The 17,469-nt window shown below is 69.5% G+C and carries 14 protein-coding genes; 8 read left to right on the top strand and 6 right to left on the bottom strand.

From position 1 onward, the window contains the following. The first annotated feature begins 4 nt into the window (after nt 1-4). Nucleotides 5-1,474 carry an aldehyde dehydrogenase (NADP(+)) gene (locus tag ABGA98_RS22230; RefSeq protein WP_347620280.1) on the top strand — a complete coding sequence of 490 codons (1,470 nt, stop codon included), beginning with the start codon at nt 5-7 and terminating at the stop codon, nt 1,472-1,474. Nucleotides 1,475-1,622: 148 nt separating this feature from the next. Here the strand turns inward: ABGA98_RS22230 and ABGA98_RS22225 are convergent, their stop codons facing one another. From ABGA98_RS22225 to ABGA98_RS22205, 5 genes are all read right to left on the bottom strand, one after another. Then, nucleotides 1,623-2,528 (bottom strand): 5-dehydro-4-deoxyglucarate dehydratase, encoded by a 906-nt coding sequence (locus tag ABGA98_RS22225; RefSeq protein WP_347620279.1) that lies wholly within the window; start codon nt 2,526-2,528, stop codon nt 1,623-1,625. A gap of 12 nt (nt 2,529-2,540) precedes the next feature. After that, nucleotides 2,541-3,308 (bottom strand): IclR family transcriptional regulator, encoded by a 768-nt coding sequence (locus tag ABGA98_RS22220; RefSeq protein WP_347620278.1) that lies wholly within the window; start codon nt 3,306-3,308, stop codon nt 2,541-2,543. A 67-nt stretch (nt 3,309-3,375) separates the two neighbouring features. Next, entirely contained in the window at nt 3,376-4,236 is an 861-nt protein-coding gene (locus tag ABGA98_RS22215) for a carbohydrate ABC transporter permease (RefSeq protein ID WP_347620277.1), read from the bottom strand. Continuing rightward, nucleotides 4,233-5,162, bottom strand: a complete 930-nt coding sequence (locus tag ABGA98_RS22210; protein ID WP_347620276.1) for a sugar ABC transporter permease — start codon at nt 5,160-5,162, stop codon at nt 4,233-4,235. The genes ABGA98_RS22215 and ABGA98_RS22210 overlap by 4 nt, the downstream gene beginning before the upstream one ends. Then, nucleotides 5,159-6,373 carry a sugar ABC transporter substrate-binding protein gene (locus tag ABGA98_RS22205; protein WP_347620275.1) on the bottom strand — a complete coding sequence of 405 codons (1,215 nt, stop codon included), beginning with the start codon at nt 6,371-6,373 and terminating at the stop codon, nt 5,159-5,161. Before ABGA98_RS22205 ends, ABGA98_RS22210 begins: the two co-directional genes overlap by 4 nt. Before the next feature lie 231 nt (nt 6,374-6,604). Here ABGA98_RS22205 and ABGA98_RS22200 point away from each other — a divergent pair, with 231 nt between their 5' ends. The 3 genes from ABGA98_RS22200 to ABGA98_RS22190 all read left to right on the top strand — a co-directional run bounded on the left by ABGA98_RS22200 (nt 6,605) and on the right by ABGA98_RS22190 (nt 9,393). After that, the gene (locus ABGA98_RS22200; RefSeq protein ID WP_347620274.1) at nt 6,605-7,399 is read left to right on the top strand and encodes an NAD(P)-dependent oxidoreductase; all 795 of its coding nucleotides are present in this window, start codon (nt 6,605-6,607) and stop codon (nt 7,397-7,399) included. 99 nt (nt 7,400-7,498) lie between these two features. Further along, complete coding sequence (locus tag ABGA98_RS22195; protein WP_347620273.1) at nt 7,499-8,458, top strand: LacI family DNA-binding transcriptional regulator; 960 nt, start codon at nt 7,499-7,501, stop codon at nt 8,456-8,458. Between the two features lie 2 nt (nt 8,459-8,460). After that, complete coding sequence (locus tag ABGA98_RS22190; RefSeq protein WP_347620272.1) at nt 8,461-9,393, top strand: aldose epimerase family protein; 933 nt, start codon at nt 8,461-8,463, stop codon at nt 9,391-9,393. On the opposite strand, the gene ABGA98_RS22185 is transcribed toward ABGA98_RS22190, so the two are convergent. Next, on the bottom strand, nt 9,378-11,855 hold the full coding sequence (locus tag ABGA98_RS22185) for a SpoIIE family protein phosphatase (RefSeq protein WP_347620271.1): 2,478 nt from the start codon (nt 11,853-11,855) through the stop codon (nt 9,378-9,380). The genes ABGA98_RS22190 and ABGA98_RS22185 overlap by 16 nt on opposite strands. A 192-nt stretch (nt 11,856-12,047) precedes the next feature. Here ABGA98_RS22185 and ABGA98_RS22180 point away from each other — a divergent pair, with 192 nt between their 5' ends. The 4 genes from ABGA98_RS22180 (at nt 12,048) to pgsA (ending at nt 17,467) form a co-directional block, all read left to right on the top strand. Beyond that, nucleotides 12,048-14,570, top strand: coding sequence for a DNA translocase FtsK (locus ABGA98_RS22180; protein ID WP_347620270.1), 2,523 nt, complete (start codon nt 12,048-12,050; stop codon nt 14,568-14,570). A gap of 95 nt (nt 14,571-14,665) precedes the next feature. After that, a complete protein-coding gene (locus ABGA98_RS22175; protein ID WP_347620269.1) occupies nt 14,666-15,418 on the top strand; it encodes a RodZ domain-containing protein in 753 nt (250 codons plus the stop codon). A gap of 70 nt (nt 15,419-15,488) precedes the next feature. Continuing rightward, nucleotides 15,489-16,898 carry a 30S ribosomal protein S12 methylthiotransferase RimO gene (gene rimO / locus ABGA98_RS22170; RefSeq protein WP_347620268.1) on the top strand — a complete coding sequence of 470 codons (1,410 nt, stop codon included), beginning with the start codon at nt 15,489-15,491 and terminating at the stop codon, nt 16,896-16,898. Beyond that, nucleotides 16,895-17,467, top strand: a complete 573-nt coding sequence (pgsA, locus tag ABGA98_RS22165) for a CDP-diacylglycerol--glycerol-3-phosphate 3-phosphatidyltransferase (RefSeq protein WP_347620267.1) — start codon at nt 16,895-16,897, stop codon at nt 17,465-17,467. Before rimO ends, pgsA begins: the two co-directional genes overlap by 4 nt. The last annotated feature ends 2 nt before the right edge of the window (nt 17,468-17,469 follow it).

Raw genomic sequence — 17,469 nt, 5'->3', positions numbered from 1 at the left:
TTCGATGATCTACGGACACGACCCCAGGACAGGCGAGACCGTGGGTACCGCACTGCCCGAGACCGACAGCGCCGGGGTCGACGTGGCCGTTTCCGCCGCGGCCGCCGCCGGCGCCGCCTGGCGGGCGGCCTCCGCGGAGGAGCGGGCGCGCGCGCTCGTGGCCGTCTCCGACGCGCTCACCGCGCACGTGGACGAGCTGTGGCAGCTCGCCGACCAGGAGACCGCACTCGGAGAGGTACGGCTGCGCGGTGAGGTGGCACGTGCTGCCGGGCAGTTCCGGCTGTTCGCCCAGGTGATCAGAGACGGCGGCTACCTGGAGGCCGTCATCGACCACGCCGATGCCTCCCTGACGCCGCCGAGGCCCGACGTACGCCGGATGAAGCACGCGCTGCAGGGCGTCGTCGCCGTCTTCTCGGCCAGCAACTTCCCGTTCGCGTTCTCGGTGGCCGGGGGCGACACCGCGTCCGCGCTGGCCGCCGGGTGCCCGGTGGTCGTCAAGGCGCACCCCGGGCACCCGAACACCTCCGAGCGAGTCGCCAAGATCGTCCGTGAGGCGCTGCCGAACCCCGATCTGCTGGGGCTGGTGCAGGGCATGCAGGCGGGCATCGACCTGGTCAAGCACCCCAAGGTGGTCGCGGCAGGGTTCACCGGTTCGGTGGCCGGGGGCAAGGCGATCCAGAAACTGATCGATGAGCGGGAGGTGCCGATCCCGTTCTACGGCGAGCTGGGAAGCGTCAATCCCGTGGTCGTGCTGCCGTCGGCGCCCCCCAAGGAAGTGGCCACGGGGTTCGCCGGGTCGCTGACGCTGGGCGTCGGGCAGTTCTGTACGAACCCCGGGCTCATGTTCGTGCCGAACGACGACGAGCTGCGGCAGGCCCTCGTGGAGGCCGTTGAGGGGACCAGCGGCGGGACCATGCTGGCCGAGCGCATCAGGGACGGCTATCTCGGCGGGGTCGAGCGGCTGGGCGAGCTGCGGCTGCTGGCCGAGGGCAAGCCCGGTGAGGGGCACTGGGCGGTCACGCCCAAGGTGTTCACCACCGATCTCGACACGTTCGCGCAGAAGCTCCCGCACATCGCCGAGGAGTGCTTCGGGCCGGCGGCGATCGTGGTGACCTACCGGGATGTCTCCGATCTGCCGCCGGTGATTGAGCGGCTCGAAGGGTCGCTCACCGCGACCGTTCACAGCGCCGACCCCGCCGACGCGGGTGACGTCGCCGAGGTGCTCGGCAAGAAGGCGGGCCGGCTCATCTGGAACGGGTGGCCGACCGGGGTGGCCGTGTGCTGGGCGATGCATCACGGTGGTCCGTGGCCCGCGTCGACGTCGGCGTTCACGTCCGTCGGCGCCACGGCCATCGATCGGTGGCTGGCGCCCACGGCGTACCAGGACTGGCCGGAGGAACTGCTGCCGGACGAGCTCAAGGACGCCAACCCGCTGTCCATTCCGCGCCGGGTGGACGGTCGGCTGCAGGGGTGAGCCCTCGGAGGTGACCAGGACGTGGGGCGGCCCGCTCGTCGTCGCGGGACCGCCCCACGTCGGGCGCCCTTGCCTCCGGTCGGCTTTCGGGCTCGGCAAGCCAGAAGGACAACGCGATGGCGTCGGTGCTCGGCCGGGACGCGGGTGGTCAGGCGCCGGCGATGTGCAGGCCGGTGGCGATGAGGCGCTCCAGCGACGCCACATGCTCGGGCGAGGGATCCACCAGCGGCGGCCGTACGCCTCCGACCTCCAGGCCCCGGATGCGCACACCCGCCTTGACCAGCGAGACCGCATAGCCGGGCACGAGGTCGCGCAGCTCGACCAGCGGCAGGTAGAAGTGGGTGAGGAGCCGCTGCGCCAGCACCTCGTCCCCGCCCGTCACCGCCTTGTAGAAGGCCAGCGAGATCTCGGGCGCGAAGGCGAACACGGCGCTCGAATACAGGTTCACCCCGAGCCCTCGATAGGCGGGCACGGTCAGTTCGGCGGTGGGCAGCCCGTTGAAGAACGTGAAGGGCTTGTCGGTCGATTTCCGCACGGTCAGGATGATCCGCTGGAGCAGGTCGAAGTCGCCGAGCCCGTCCTTGAAACCGATGACGTTGGGCATCTGGGCCAGTTCGGCGACGGCTTCAGGGGTGAAGCGGGCGGTGCCGCGCTGATAGATGATCACGGGGAGGTCGCCGGCCTCGGCGACCTCACGAACGTACTGGACCAGGCCGCCGGCGGGGCCGGTGACGAGGTAGGGAGGCATGAGCAGCAGCCCGTCGGCGCCCTGGGCGGCGGCAGCACGGGCGATGGCCTTGGCGGCGGGCAGCGGGCCGCCGGCGCCGCCGAAGACGGGCACGCGCCCCTCGGCCGCCTTGACGGAAACGGCCATGATCCTGGTGTACTCGTCGAGGTCGAGGGCGCTGAACTCGCCGGTGCCGCACGCGGTGAACACTCCTCCCGCCCCGGCCGCGACCCCGGCGGCGACGTGCCGGGCCAGCGCGGGTTCGGCGAGGCCGCCGTCGGCGCCGAAGGGAGTCACCGGGAAGAAGAGAACACCATCTAGCCGCATCAACAGTCCTTTCTAGCGGATGCCCTCCCTGCGAAGAGTGGCAGCCAGCTTGCGGGTGTGTTTGATCACCGCGTCGATGATCTGCTCGACGTCGGCGGGTCCGAGTTCGGCGGGCATGGAGCAGCTGATCGCGTCGGTGGCCGGGATGCGGTAGTCGACCGCGACGGCCACGCAGGCCACACCGGGCGTGCCCTGCTCGCGTTCGTACGACCAGCCCCGCGTGCGGACCTGGTCGAGTTCACCGGTCAGTTTGGTCATGTCGGTGATCGTCTGGTGGGTCAGCCCCATCAGCGGCTCCGGCAGGAGTGTCATGACCTCGTCGTCGGTGAGCTGGGCGAGCAGCACCTGTCCGAGCGCCGTGACGTGCGCGGGCAGCCGCCGCCCCACCCGGGGGATCACGTGATCGGCGTCGCGTGACTCCCTGGTCGCCAGGTAGAGCACGTGCGCGCCGTCCCGCCGGGCGAAGTGCACGGTCTGCCCGATCTCGTCCCGGAGGTCCTCCAGCGTCTCCTGCGCGTAGGGCAGCGCGGGGTCCTTGTCGAGGTACGCGGTGCCGGTCAGGAGCGCGTGCGGTCCGATCCCGAAGGCCGACCTGGCCGAGTCGGTCTCCACCCAGTTGAGCTCGACCAGCGTCCGCATGAGGGCGTGGAGGCTGCTGCGGGGGAATCCGGTGCGCTGCTGGAGCTCCGACAGTGTCATGCTGTGGTGCGAGTCGGCCAGGGCTTCGAGGATGCGTACCGTCCGCTCGGCGGACTTGACCAGCTGGGGCTCCATACTCATCCCATCTCGTATCCTTCGGCGGCTTGAAACATCCAGGATATGGGATACCGTCCATATACGTGGACGCCTAACCCTTGACCGCGCCGCTGGTCAGGCCACGCATGAACTGCCGCTGGAAAGCCAGGAACGCGATGATCGACGGGAGCAGCGCCAGCAGCGAGGCGGCGAGCAGCACGCCGATCCCCACCTCCTCGTCGGAGCGGAGCGAGCGCAGGGCGATGGGCAGTGTCCACATGTCGGACGCCGGTGCGACGATCAACGGCAGCAGATACTGGTCCCAGATCATGGTGAAGCCGAAGACACCGATCACGCCGAGCGCGGGGCGGCACAGCGGCACGATGATCGTGGCGAAGATGCGCAACTCGCCCGCGCCGTCGATGCGCGCGGCCTCCTCAAGCTCGACCGGCACCTCCTTCATGAACTCCGTCATCACGAGAATGGAGAAGCCCCAGGCGCCGACGGGCAGGATCATGCCCGCGTAGGTGCCGATGAGGTTGAGGTTCAGCAGCGGCATGTCGGCCAGGACGAGCGAGAGGGGGATCGCGATGATCTCCTCGGGGAGCATCATCGTGGCGAGCATGAGCAGCATCACGAACGTCATGCCGCGAAACTTCTTGCGCGCCAGGGCGTAGGCGGCGAAGACGCTGACCAGCATCTGCAGCAGCAGCCCGAAGCCCACGACCACGAACGAGTTGAGCAGGTAGAGATAGACGTTCTTCTCCCCGGCCTGGACGAAGTTCTCCAGGGTGAACTCGTCGGGCCACAGGGAGAAGGACGTCGGGTCGAGGGTCTTGCTGAAGGAGCTCATCAGCAGCGCGATCAGCGGCCCGGTGAAAACCACCACCATAAGGCCATAAATCAGGGTCTTTCCGGCGATGGCCAGGGGACCCTTGCGCGACTCCAGGCCCAGAGCGCTGTCGAACCTCATGTCGTCTGCCTCCTGCGCAACATCTGCACGACCACCGTGAGCGCCAGCGTGGCGGCGAACAACACGATCCCGCCCGCCGAGGCGACGCCCAGCTCGTTCTTCTGGAAGCCGAGCTTGTAGATCAGGGTCATGAGCACCTCGGAGGAGCCGTTCGGGCCGCCGTTGGTGAGCACGTACACCTCGACGAACACCCGCAGCCCGCGGATGGCCGCCAGCGTGAACAGGATCCAGAACACCGGACGCAGCGCCGGCAGCGTGATGTGCCGCAGCCTGCGCCAGGTGGAGGCCCCGTCCACGGCCGCCGCCTCGTAGAGCGTGCGGTCCACGCCGACCAGCCCGGCCAGGAAGATCATCATGTCGTACGGTGTGCCGCGCCAGATGCTCATGATCATGATCGACCACAGCGAGGAGTCCTCGCTGGCCAGCCAGGGCTGCGGATGGATCCCGGCCCAGCCGATGATGATGTTGAGCATGCCGCTGTCGGCCGGGTGGAACATGATCCGCCAGACCTCGGCCACGGCCGCCATCGTGGTGACGACCGGCAGGAACGCGGCCGTCCTGACGAACCACAGGTATCGCGCCGGCCCTTCGATGAGCAGCGCGAGACCGAGCCCCAGCACGATCGAGCCGACCGTGGTGCCGAGCGCCAGCACGATGCTGTGCCAGATGGCCGAGGCGAACTCGTCGTCGGAGATGATCGTCTGGTAGTTCTGCAGGCCGACCCATTCGTCACCGAGGAACGTCTGGACCTTGAACAGGCTCTTCCACAGGCCCACGAACATCGGGATGAACTTGAAGTACAGGAAGAGCACCAGAGCGGGCGCCAGGAACAACCACGCGATCACCGGCCCCCGCCACCGCACCGCCCTGGTGCGGCGGTGAGGGGGCGCCGCCGAGCTCCGCGCCGGCGTGAGTGTGGAGGTCATGACGCTTTCTGGCTCTGCAGTTCCTGGGTGAGCTTGGTGTTCAGCTCCTCCATCTTGGCTTTGACATCGGCGCCGCAGTCGGCCCAGACGGCGTTGATGGAGTCGGCGGAGTCCTGGCGGATCGGCGCCCAGTTGGTCACCGGCGGGGCGTAGACGGCGTGCTCGTACGACTCCTGGAACACCTTCCACCGCGGGTCCTGCCGCTCGGCGGCCATGTCGACCTGGGTGTTGACGGGCAGCCGGACGATGGCGCCGTTGGCGTCCTTGTTCATGCCGATCCGCTGGCCTTCGGCGGAGATGGCGAACTCGGCGAACTTCTTCTGCGCCTCCTGGTTCTCGGAGCCGGCCATGAGGTAGACGTTCTCGCCCTCGCCGAGCGTGCCGGGGCCGCCGGACGGGCCCTTGGGCACCGGGATGACCTCGATCTTGTCGCTGCCGATGCTCTCGACGAACCTGGCCAGCACGTACGGGCCGGTCAGGTAGATGCCGCCCTGCCCCTTCTCGAAGACCTCGTGCGTGACGGTCGTGTCGTTGCTGACCGCGCCGGGGTTGACGGTCTTGGTCGTGCAGAACTGGTCCCGGAGGTACTGGACGGCTTCGACGGTCTTCGGGTCGTTCATCGTGGCGGTGAACGTGCCGGGGCCGTTGGCCTTGACGAAGTCGCCGCCGTTGGCGTAGATGAGCGAGGAGGCGTACCACGAGGCGTAGCCGCGCTTGGTGCCGGCGGGGATGACGAAGCCGCTGGTGTCCTTATTGCCGTTGCCGTCGGGGTCCTTCTCGGTGAAGGCGGTGGCGAGCTTGGCGAGGTCCTCCCACGTCTCGGGCGGCTCCATGCCGACCTTCTCCCGCCAGTCCTTGCGGATGAACAGCGCGAACGCCTGGGCGGAGAACGGAGCCGCGTAGATCTTGCCGTCACTGGCCGTGGCGGCCTTCCACGCCAGTTCCGACACCTGGTCGCCGCCCGCGAGTGAGGCTTTGTCGACCTCCTGGAGCCAGCCCTGCGACTGCATGGTGCCGATCTGGGCGGTGTCGTTGATGACGATGTCGGGAAGCTGCTTCTGCGCCGCCTGCTGGTTCAGCTTGGTCTCGAAGTCGTCGAATATCGCGACGACTTTCGTGGGCGTGCCGCTGGCCTTGGTGAAGGCGTCGGCGAGCTTCTGCGCGGTCTTGGCGGAGTCGGAATCAGCCGCTTGTCTGATCCAGATTTCCAAGGTGTTGTCTTCTGAGCTTGATCCCCCGGAACCGCAGCCTGCCAGCGTTACGGCCAGGGACGTGATGATCGCGGTCCCGAGCAGACGTCGTGACATCAGACCGCCTCCCGTTCACATACGTGGACATGAGTCGTGCACATGGATATGTGCCTGTGACCTTAATCACTCATCCCGTTCACGGTCAATATTCAAGGATGTGAATTTCTCCCAGAATCGTGTACACCAAGGGACATGCGCATTCTGATGACAGGGGCCGCGGGGAAAGTCGGCACGCTGCTCCGCCCGCGACTCGCCCGTGAGGGACGCACGCTGCGGCTCTCCGACCTGCATCCCGTCGAACCGGGCCCGGGAGAGGAGTGGGTGGCGGCCGATCTCGCCGACCCGGCCGCCATGGCCGAGGCCATGAAGGACGTGGACGCGGTGCTCCACATGGGAGGCCAGAGCAGGGAGCGGCCCTGGGCCGACATCGTACGGGCCAACATCGAGGGCATGCACGTGCTGATGGAGGCGGCGCGCAACGAGGGCGTCGAGCACCTCGTGCTCATGGGCAGCCACCACGCGGCGGGATACCACACCAGGCCGGCCGGCGGCGCCGACCTGCCCGACTACGCCTTCCCCCGGCCCGACACCTATTACGGCGTGAGCAAGGTCGTCATGGAGGCGCTGGGGAGCCTCTACCACGACCGGTTCGGCATGAACGTGACCGTGATCAGGCTCGGCACCTGCAACGAGGCGTCGGCCGACACGCGCGGGCTTGCCACCTGGATCTCGCCCGACGACCTGACCCGCCTGGTCGAGGCCGGGCTCACCGCGCCCGGCTACCACGTGGTCTGGGGGGTCTCCGACAACACCCGCCGCTGGTGGTCGCTGGAGGAGGCCAAGGCCATCGGGTACGTCTCCCGCGACGACTCCGAGGCCCAGGCCGCCGCGCTCATCGCCGAGCAGGGCGAGCCCGACCTGTCGCAGCCGCTGCATGACCGGGCCGGCGGCGTGTTCACGCTCAACGAACTCGGCGGCATCTGGTGAACCCCGCTTAGCCCTCAGCAACCGGTTGCAAGAACCTTGACGGCCACTGGCGTGAAGGTCAAGGTTTAGTCTGGCAACCGTTTGCAAGGGAGGACGGCGATGGCGGCGACGATCAAGGACGTGGCCCGCGCCTGCGGCGTCCACGTGTCCACCGTGTCGCGCGCGTTCTCCGCGCCTCACCTGGTCAACCCCGCCACCCGGAGCCGCGTGCTGGCCGCCGCCGACGACCTCGGCTACCGGCCCAACCGCGCGGCCAGGGCGCTGACGACCGGCCGCACGTTCAACATGGGCCTCATCGTCGCCGACATCGCCAACCCGTTCTTCCCTCCGCTCATCAAGGCCGCCCAGGCGCAGGCCAGGGGGCGTGACTACCACGTGTTCGTGGCCGACACGGACGAGGACCCGCGGGTCGAGGAGGAGCTGATCAGGACGTTCGCCAAGCAGGTGGACGGCGTCCTGCTGTGCAGCCCCCGGCTGTCGAACCGGATGATCGAGCGCCTGGCCGAGGACGTGCCGTTCGCGGTGGTGAACCGGCGCATCAAGGGCATGCCCGCCGTGCTCATGAACGTCGCCCAGGGCGCCAAGCACGCGCTGGAGCACCTCACCGGGCTCGGCCATCGCAGGATCGCCCTCGTGTCCGGCCCGATCGGCTCGTGGACCAGCAACGAGATGCAGGGTGTGGCCGCCGAGGCACCAGGCCTGGACCTGGTCTTCTTCGGCCCCAACCAGCCGACGGAGGCCGGCGGCCTGGCCGTGGCCGCCGACGTGGCCGCCTGCGGGGCGACCGCGGTGCTCGCCTACAACGATCTCGTCGCGCTTGGCCTCATAGAGGGACTGTCGGCGATGGAGATAGGGGTACCAGACCAGGTAAGTGTGATCGGGTTCGACGACATCCTTCCCGGACGGCTCAACAGGCCCAAGCTGACCACGGTGGCCATGCCGGCGGCGGCGGCCGGGAGGATGGCAGTCGATCTGCTGCTCCAGTCGGGGGGCGAGGGCGCGACCGTGACCCTCGACACCGCCCTCATTGTCCGCGAGTCCACGGGAAGGGCCCAGTGAAAATGGTTTTCGGAACGCTGCCGTCAGGCGAGCAGGTCGAGCGCGTGGAGCTGTCATCGGGGCGGCTGCGCGCCGAGGTGCTCACCTACGGCGCCATCCTGCGCTCCCTGGAGGTGTCCGGGGTGAACGTCGTGCTCGGGCTGGACACGCTGGACGACTACCTCACCCGCAGCCGCTACTTCGGCGCCGTCGTCGGCCGCTACGGCAACCGCATCGCGAACGGGCGCTTCACCCTGGACGGCGTCGAACATCACCTGCCGATCAACAACGGCGCCCACAGCCTGCACGGCGGCACCGACGGCTTCGACCGCAGGGTGTGGACCATCGCCGGCCGCACCGACTCGTCGGTGATGCTCGCGCTGACCAGCCCCGACGGTGACCAGGGCTATCCGGGCACGCTGACCGCCACGGTCACGTACACGCTGGCCGACGGCGCGATCCGGATCGACTACTCCATGAAGAGCGACGCGCCGACCGTGGTCAACCTGACCAACCACTCCTACTTCAACCTCAAGGGCAGCGGTGACGTGCTCGACCACGTCATCCAGATGGAGGCGGAGCACTACCTGCCGGTCGACGAGGGCAAGATCCCCACGGGCGAGCTCGCGCCGGTCAAGGGCACGCCGTTCGACTTCAGCGAGCCGCACGCCGTGGGGGAGCGCTACGACGGCGCGTACGACCACTGCTTCGTGCTCGACGGCGACATCAGGGTGACCGCCGGCGGGCTCACCATGGAGGTCACCACCACGGAGCCCGGCGTGCAGTTCTACAGCGGCAGCATGCTGGACGGCGTTGAGACGCCCTACGGGCCGTTCGCCGGATTGTGCCTGGAGACCCAGCACTTCCCCGACTCGCCCAACCAGCCGCGCTTCCCCTCCACCGTGCTGCGGCCGGGCGAGATCCGCACGTCGTCCACCACCTACCGGTTCGCCTGACCGAGCGCGGGGCGGCGGCGGCCCTGCTCGCCGGCCCTGATCACCAGCAGGGCCACGTCGTCCTGCGACGGCTCGGGGGCGAACGTCTCGACCACGTGCCGCACCCGTTCGGCCACCGCGTGGGCGCTCAGCCCCCGGCACTGCGCGAGCAGCGCGGCGAGCCCGTTGCCGTCGTCCAGCAGCCGGGAGCCGTCGCGCCGCTCGGTCACGCCGTCGGTCACGCACAGGAGCACCTCCTCGGGCGCCAGCTCGAACGTCTCGACGTAGAACCTGGCGCCGGCCTCGATGCCCAGCAGCAGCTGGGGCGTCGCCACCGCCTCGACCAGGCCGTCCGCGCGGAGCACCAGCGGCGGTGGATGCCCCGCCGAGGCGATCGTGCACAGCGCGCCGCCCTGCGGGAGCGGGGTCAGCTCGCCGCACAGCAGGCTGAGGAACCTGCCCTCGTCGTCCTCCTCCAGCAGCGCCTGGTTGAGCCGGTCGAAGATGTCGGCCACCGTGTAGTGCTCCTTGGCCAGCAGGCGTACGGCGTGGCGGGCCAGCCCGGTCACCGCGGCCGCCTCCGGGCCGCTGCCGCACACGTCGCCCAGCGCGAAGCACCAGTGGTCGCCCACCGTGAACAGGTCGTAGAAGTCGCCGCCGACGTCCGCGCCCTCTTCTGCGGGCTCGTAGACGACGGCGCTGTCCAGGCCGGGCATGGGTGCCACGCGCATCGGCAGCAGGCTGCGCTGCAGCACCCGCGACGTGGTGGCCTGCCGGGCGTAGAGCATCGCGGTGTGCAGGTTGAGCGCCACCAGGCGGCACAGGTCGGCCAGCAGGTCGGCCACCTCCAGCGGCAGCGTCGGCTCCGCGCGGCCGATCACCAGCGCGCCGTGCGACCTGCCCTGGGTGAGCAGCGGGAAGGCCAGCACCGCCTCCGGGCCGGCGGGCCAGCTCACCTCGTCGAGCGCGGTGCGGGGGACGGCGGGCAACGACTTGCGCAGGTCGGCGTTGTGGCGTTCCTCGCTGTGCCAGACGTGGGCGAGCCTGGTCATGCCCGCGAGGTCGGTCAGGTAGACGGCCGCCCAGGTCGCGATCTTGGGGACGACGAGCTGCGCGGTCAGCGCCGCGATGAGCTCCTCGTCGTGCACGCCCGCCAGCAGCTCGCCCGCCTCGGCCAGGAAAGACAGCCGGCCCCGGTGCGCGCGGTCCTGCTCGGCCAGCCGCGCGCGCTGCACCGGCATCGCGACCTGGTCGGCGATGTGCTGCAGGCTCACCGTGAGCTCCTGGTCGAAGTGGCCGGGCTGCTCCGCCGTCACGGCGAGGTAGCCGGTCACCTCGCCGGCCAGGAGCAGCGGCGCGCACGCCAGCGAGCGGGCGCGCAGCTGCTCGGCCAGCTCGACGTCACCGGCCAGCAGGTCCTCGATCATCGTGGGCGTCTTGCGCTCGGCGCCGAACACGCCGGTGGCCAGCACCCCCACCAGCCCCGCCGTCGCGCCCGCGCCCGCCGCCACGCCGAACCTGCTGCCGCCCTCCGTGGGAAGCAACACGTACGCGGCGTCGCCGCCGCTGGACATCTGCACGATCCCGGCGATCGTGTCGAGCAGCTCCGGGAACGGCATGTCCTGGTCGAGCAGGTCCTTGATACGCCGGCCCGCCTCCCTGCGCGGCGCGGGCGGCGGCGTCAGGACGTAGCGGTGGTCGCCCGCCACCACCATCCAGATCGACCGGCGATCCCGCGCACGCCCATCGGTGCGCAGGTGGGAGACGTAGACGGGCACCAGCCTGCCGTCGGCGTGCCGCATGCGCGCCTCGCCCCGCCAGCGGCCCAGGCCGAGCGTGTCGGTCAGCGACAGCGCGTACGGGCCGTGGCCGCGCCAGGCCACCAGGTCGGCCAGCGGCCGGCCGATCGCCTGCTCGGGACGCCAGCCGAGCAGCTGCCGCGCCTCGGAGTTCCACGACCGTACGAGCCCGTCGCCGTCGGTGACCACCACGCCGACGTGCAGGGTGTCGATGGCGGCGGGGGCCGGGACCGGCGGGCCGGTCACGGTCTCCTGCCCGTCGCCGCCGTCCGCGAGCTCCAGGCGCACCCAGACACGCTTGGCGGTCCTCGTGTACGTGACGCCCCAGGCATCGGCCAGCATGCCCGCGAGCGCGAGCCCACGCCCGGACGGCCGCACCTCGTCCGTGAGGGTCACGTCGGGCATGACGCCGGCCTCGTCGATCGTCCGCTCGGGCAGGTGGTCGTCGACTTCGATCTCCAGCTTCGCCGGGCCGGCGTCCGCGTCGAGACGGCACGTCAGCTCGATCCCGGTGCCCGCGTGCACGACGGCGTTGGTGACGAGCTCGCTGGTCAGCAGCACGGCGTCCTCGGCGAGGTGGCTCAGATGCCACTCGCCGAGGACCTGACGGACGAACTTGCGCGCGTGGGCCGGAGCATGGGGTGTGCCGTCGAAGGCCGTGCTCGACACCCGGGTCGTGTCCACTCTGCGTCCTAGAACATCACTCGATGTGGCACCTTGGTCACTCACAGAGTGGCAGACCGGCGGCGTCGCCACCTACGGTTGTCGATGATCCCCATGCGGGGAAAGGACTCTGCCGGTTTTGAGGTGCCGGAATGTCATGACACCGGCGAGCCTCCGCGCGTTCCGCGGTGTCTCCGACGTACCTTTGGCATCATGGCCACCCGTACGCCGAAAAGCGCATCGAAGGGGCCGGCGAAGCGGTCGACCTCGTCTCGCTCGACCTCCGCCAAGCGCGGGGGCTCGTCGGCGGGACGGTCCAGGGCTAAGGGATCCGCCACCGGCCGCAAGCCTTCCGTGACCCACCAGGACCCGATCAGCTGGGTCTTCACGATGATCGGCAAGCTGATCGTCGGGTTGTGGATGCTGGTCGCCAACGGCATCGGCAGCACCGCCCGCGCGCTGGGCAAGAACGCCCGCGAGCTCGATCCGGCGCACCGCCGCGACGGGGTGGGGCTGGCGGTGCTCGGGGCCGCCATCGTGGTCGCGGCCATGACGTGGCGCAACTCCGACGGCGCGGTCTCCGGCGTGGTGAACGCGGCCGCGCGCGGCGTGTTCGGCTCGCTGGCCTGGGCGCTGCCGCTGCTGCTCGGCCTGCTGGCCTGGCGCTACCTGCGCCATCCCGACCAGAACGCCGACACCGGGCGCATGGTGATCGGGTGGGCCGCCCTGCTGATCGGCGTGCTCGGCGTCATCCACGTGGCCAACGGCACCCCCTACCCGGCGGGCGAGGGCCAGGGCATGGACAAGGTGTCGCAGGCCGGGGGCATGGTCGGGTTCATCGTGGCGGCGCCGCCGATGAGCATCCTGCCGCCCTGGATCACGATCCCGCTGTTGCTCATCCTGTCGGGGTTCGGCGTGCTGGTGATCACCGCCACCCCCGTGCACCGCGTTCCCGAGCGGCTGGCCGAGCTCAAACACCTGCTGTTCGAGCGGCAGGCCGACGCCGAGCCCAAGGGCTCGCCGTCCAGGACATCCGCCAAGAAGCGGTCCAAGCCCAGGAAGGCGGAGGACGGCGAGGGCGGCGACCTCGTCAAGCCGTACGACACGCCCGTGCTGGCCGAGAAGGACAAACACGCCGACCACTCCCCGGAGATCGTGCCGGGCCTGACGGATGAGGAATCGGCGCCCGCGCCCGACCTGGAGCGCAAGCCGGAGCCTCCCGAGCCGACGCCGGCGCCGCGCAAGGTGGAGCAGCTCGTCCTGTCGCCGCAGGCGGGTCCTTACAGCCTGCCCGACCTGCAGCACCTCAAGCCGGGCACGGCGCCGAAACCGCAGACCAAGGCCAACACGACCGTGGTCAACGCGTTGACCAGCGTGCTGGAGCAGTTCAGTATCGACGCGCAGGTCATCGGGTTCACCCGGGGGCCGACCGTGACCCGCTACGAGATCGAGCTGGGGCCCGCGGTCAAGGTGGAGAAGGTCACGGCGCTCACCAAGAACATCGCGTACGCCGTCAAATCCGCAGATGTCAGGATTTTGTCCCCTATCCCGGGCAAGTCGGCGATCGGGGTCGAGATCCCGAACGCCGACAAGGACCTGGTGGCGCTGGGCGACGTGCTGCGCTCCCAGGTGGCGCAGGCCGACCACCACCCGATGATCGTCGGCCTGGGCAAAGACGTCGAGGGCCGCACCATCGTCGCCAACCTCGCCAAGATGCCCCACCTGCTCATCGCGGGCGCGACCGGCGCCGGTAAGTCGGTCTGCGTCAACGGGCTGATCACCAGCGTCCTGATGCGGGCCACGCCCGACGAGGTGCGCATGGTGCTGGTCGACCCCAAACGGGTCGAGCTGAGCGTCTACGAGGGCATCCCTCACCTGATCACGCCGATCATCACCAACCCGAAGAAGGCCGCCGAAGCCCTCGAATGGGTGGTCGGTGAGATGGACCGGCGCTACGACGACCTAGCCGCGTCGGGGTTCCGGCACGTCGACGAGTTCAACAAGGCCGTGCGGGCGGGCAAGTTGCAGCCGCCTCCGGGCAGCGAGCGGGTCTACCAGCCGTACCCGTACCTGCTGGTGATCGTGGACGAGCTGGCCGACCTGATGATGGTGGCCCCGCGCGACGTCGAGGACTCGATCGTGCGCATCACCCAGCTCGCCCGCGCGGCGGGCATCCACCTGGTGATCGCCACACAGCGGCCGTCGGTCGACGTGGTCACCGGCCTCATCAAGGCCAACGTGCCGTCCAGGCTGGCCTTCGCGGTGTCGAGCCTCACCGACTCGCGGGTCATCCTCGACCAGCCGGGCGCCGACAAGCTGGTCGGCCAGGGTGACGCGCTGTTCCTGCCGATGGGCGCGAGCAAGCCGATCCGCATCCAGAACGCGTTCGTCTCGGAGAAGGAGATCGCCGAGGTCGTCGCGTACTGCAAGGCGCAGATGCAGGCCGAATATCGCGAGGACGTCGCCGCCGCGCCGGTCAAACGGGAGATCGACGAGGACATCGGCGACGACCTCGACCTGCTGATCCAGGCGGCCGAGCTGATCGTCACCACCCAGTTCGGCTCCACCTCGATGTTGCAGCGCAAGCTGCGCGTCGGGTTCGCCAAGGCCGGGCGGCTGATGGACCTGCTCGAGAGCCGCAACGTGGTCGGTCCGAGCGAAGGATCCAAGGCGCGAGAAGTGCTGGTGAAACCGGATGATCTGCCGGGATTGCTGGCCGACCTGCGTGGCGAATGACCCCAATGCGTGCATGCCCAGCGGTAACTGGTTGAATATGAACCACTACGCAACGTCGTGGTGGTTAGTCCAGGCGCCATGGGGAGGCGTTCGCTGTGCAGGATCAGAGCATCGGGGCCGTGCTGACGGCCGCCAGGCAGTCGGCTGGGATGACGGTCGCGCAGGTCAGCGCGGCCACCAATATTCGCGAGACGATCATCCATCACATGGAGCAGGATGATTACGGCCAATGCGGCGGTGACTTCTACGCCAGGGGGCACATCAGGGCCGTGGCCCAGGCAGTGGGGCTCGACCCCGAGTCCACCGTCCACCTTTTCGACCAGCAGCATGGAGGCGCACCCGAACCGGTGGCCGCGTCGGCCGTGTTCCAGGCCGACCGCAAGATCAACCTGCCGGAGCGGCGGGGGCCCAACTGGACGGCGGCGCTGGGGGTGGCGCTGGCGATCGTGATGGTGTTCGGCCTGATGCGGGTGCTGGGCGACGCGAGCGACCAGGTGCGCACGGCCGACGTGCGCGCGGCGTCGGCCAAGCCCAGCGTTCCGCCCAACACGCCCATCACCGAGACGCCGCGCGTCAGGGCCGCCAAGAAGGGCATGGTGACGCTCCGGATCAAAGCCAATCGGTCGTCGTACGTGAACGTGCGCGACGCCGAGGGCCGCAAGCTGTTCGCGGGGACGCTCAAAGCGGGAAAGACGTCGACCTGGCGGGCCGAGGGCAAGGTCAACGTGCTCATCGCCGACGCCGGAGCCGTGTCGGTGCAGGTCAACGGCAAGAAAGTGACAGGGCTCGGCGAAGCGGGGGAGACGGTGCGGCGTTCGTTCGGCCCGCCGAAAACCCAGGCGCGATAGTCACGCGTGAGTCACCTGGGGGAGCCAGTGCATCGGGTGGTGGCCAACTCCCGATACCGTAGTGTTCACCATGTCATCCCGCCGAACCGCATCGCTGATCACTCTGGGCTGCGCGCGCAACGAGGTCGACTCCGAGGAGCTGGCCGCGCGACTCGAGGCTGCCGGTTGGCAGCTGGGCGACGACGACCCCGATGTCGTCGTCGTCAACACCTGTGGCTTCATCGAGTCGGCCAAGAAAGACTCCATCGACACGCTGCTGGCCGCCGCCGACTCCGGTGCGAGGGTGGTGGCGGCGGGCTGCATGGCCGAGCGTTACGGAGGCGAGCTGGCCGACGCGCTGCCCGAGGCCAGCGCGGTGATCTCTTTCGACGACTACGCCGAGATCGGCGACCGCCTCGACGACGTGGTCGCCGGCCGGTCGCTCAAGCCGCACACACCACGCGACCGCCGCACCCTGCTGCCCATATCGCCGGTGGACCGTGCCAGCGCGCCCAGGCCCAACATTCCCGGCCACGGTGACCTGCCCGCGGGCCTGGCGCCCGCGAGCGGCCCGCGCGTGCTGCGCAAGCGGCTCGACGAGAGCCCGGTCGGCTCGCTCAAGCTGGCCTCGGGTTGTGACCGGCGCTGCACGTTCTGCGCCATCCCCGCCTTCCGCGGCTCCTACGTCTCGCGCAAGCCGGAAGATCTGCTGGCCGAGGCCGACTGGCTGGCCCACCGGGGCGTGCGCGAGCTCGTCCTGGTCAGCGAGAACTCCACGTCCTACGGCAAGGACCTGGGCGACCTGCGGGCGCTGGAGAAACTGCTGCCCGAGCTCGCGGCCGTCGAGGGCGTCGAGCGGGTGCGGGTCAGCTATCTCCAGCCGGCGGAGCTCCGTCCCGGCCTGATCGACGTGATCACCGGCACCGACGGCGTCGCCGACTACTTCGACCTGTCCTTCCAGCACGCCAGCGGCTCCGTCCTGCGCCGCATGCGCCGCTTCGGCGATCCCCAGCGCTTTCTCGGGCTGCTGGAGACCATCCGTGAGCGCGCCCCTGAGGCGGGCGTGCGCTCCAACTTCATCGTGGGTTTCCCCGGCGAGACCGAGGAGGAGTTCGGCGAGCTGGTCGCCTTCCTGGAGGCCGCCAGGCTCGACGTGATCGGCGTGTTCGGCTATTCCGACGAAGACGGCACCGAGGCGGCCCAGCTGCCGGGCAAGCTTCCTCAGGAGGTCGTCGACGAGCGCGTGCGGGCGCTCACCGAGCTGGCCGAGGAGCTGACCGCGCAACGTGCTGAGGAGCGCATCGGCACCGAGGTCGACGTGCTGATCGACGACGACCTGGGCGACGGCGGCTACGAGGGCCGGGCCGCCCACCAGGGCCCCGAAGTCGACGGCTCGGTCACGGTGCAGGGCATCGGCCTGGTCCGGGGAGAGATCGTGCGCGCGGTCGTGGTCGACGCCGAGGGGGTCGATCTGATCGCGCGCATCAAGGCCAGTCCATGAAAAGGGACGAGCGCCGCGTGGTAAGCCCGTGGAACATCGCCAACGTCCTCACGGTCCTCCGGTTGGTGCTCGTCCCTTTCTTCGTCGTCTGCCTGTTCATGCCGGGCACGGGCTGGCGGATCGCCGCGCTGGCGGTCTTCGCGGTCGCTTCGATCACCGACCATCTCGACGGCGAGCTGGCCCGGCGCTACGGCCTCATCACCGACTTCGGCAAGATCGCCGACCCGATCGCCGACAAGGCGCTCACCGGCGCGGCCCTGGTGTGCCTGTCGATCCTCGGCGAGCTGCCGTGGTGGGTCACGGTCGTGATCCTCGGCAGGGAGCTGGGCATCACGGCGCTCAGGTTCGTGCTGCTGCGGCACGCCGTCATCCCGGCCAGCTACGGTGGCAAGGTCAAGACCGTGCTGCAGATCGCCGCCATCGTGCTCTATCTGCTGCCGTTCGTGCCGGATCCCGTCAGATGGGTGGTGATGGGGGCGGCGGTGGTCGTCACGGTGGGCACGGGCGTCGACTATGTCGTCAGGGCGATCCGGCTGCGCATGGTGGCCGAGCGAGCGCGCGGGGAGTGATC

This window comes from Nonomuraea sp. B1E8 (assembly GCF_039871515.1).
Taxonomy (GTDB): Bacteria; Actinomycetota; Actinomycetes; order Streptosporangiales; family Streptosporangiaceae; genus Nonomuraea.
Note: the sequence above shows the minus strand (reverse complement) of the source record. Positions and strands in the feature narration are given on the sequence as shown.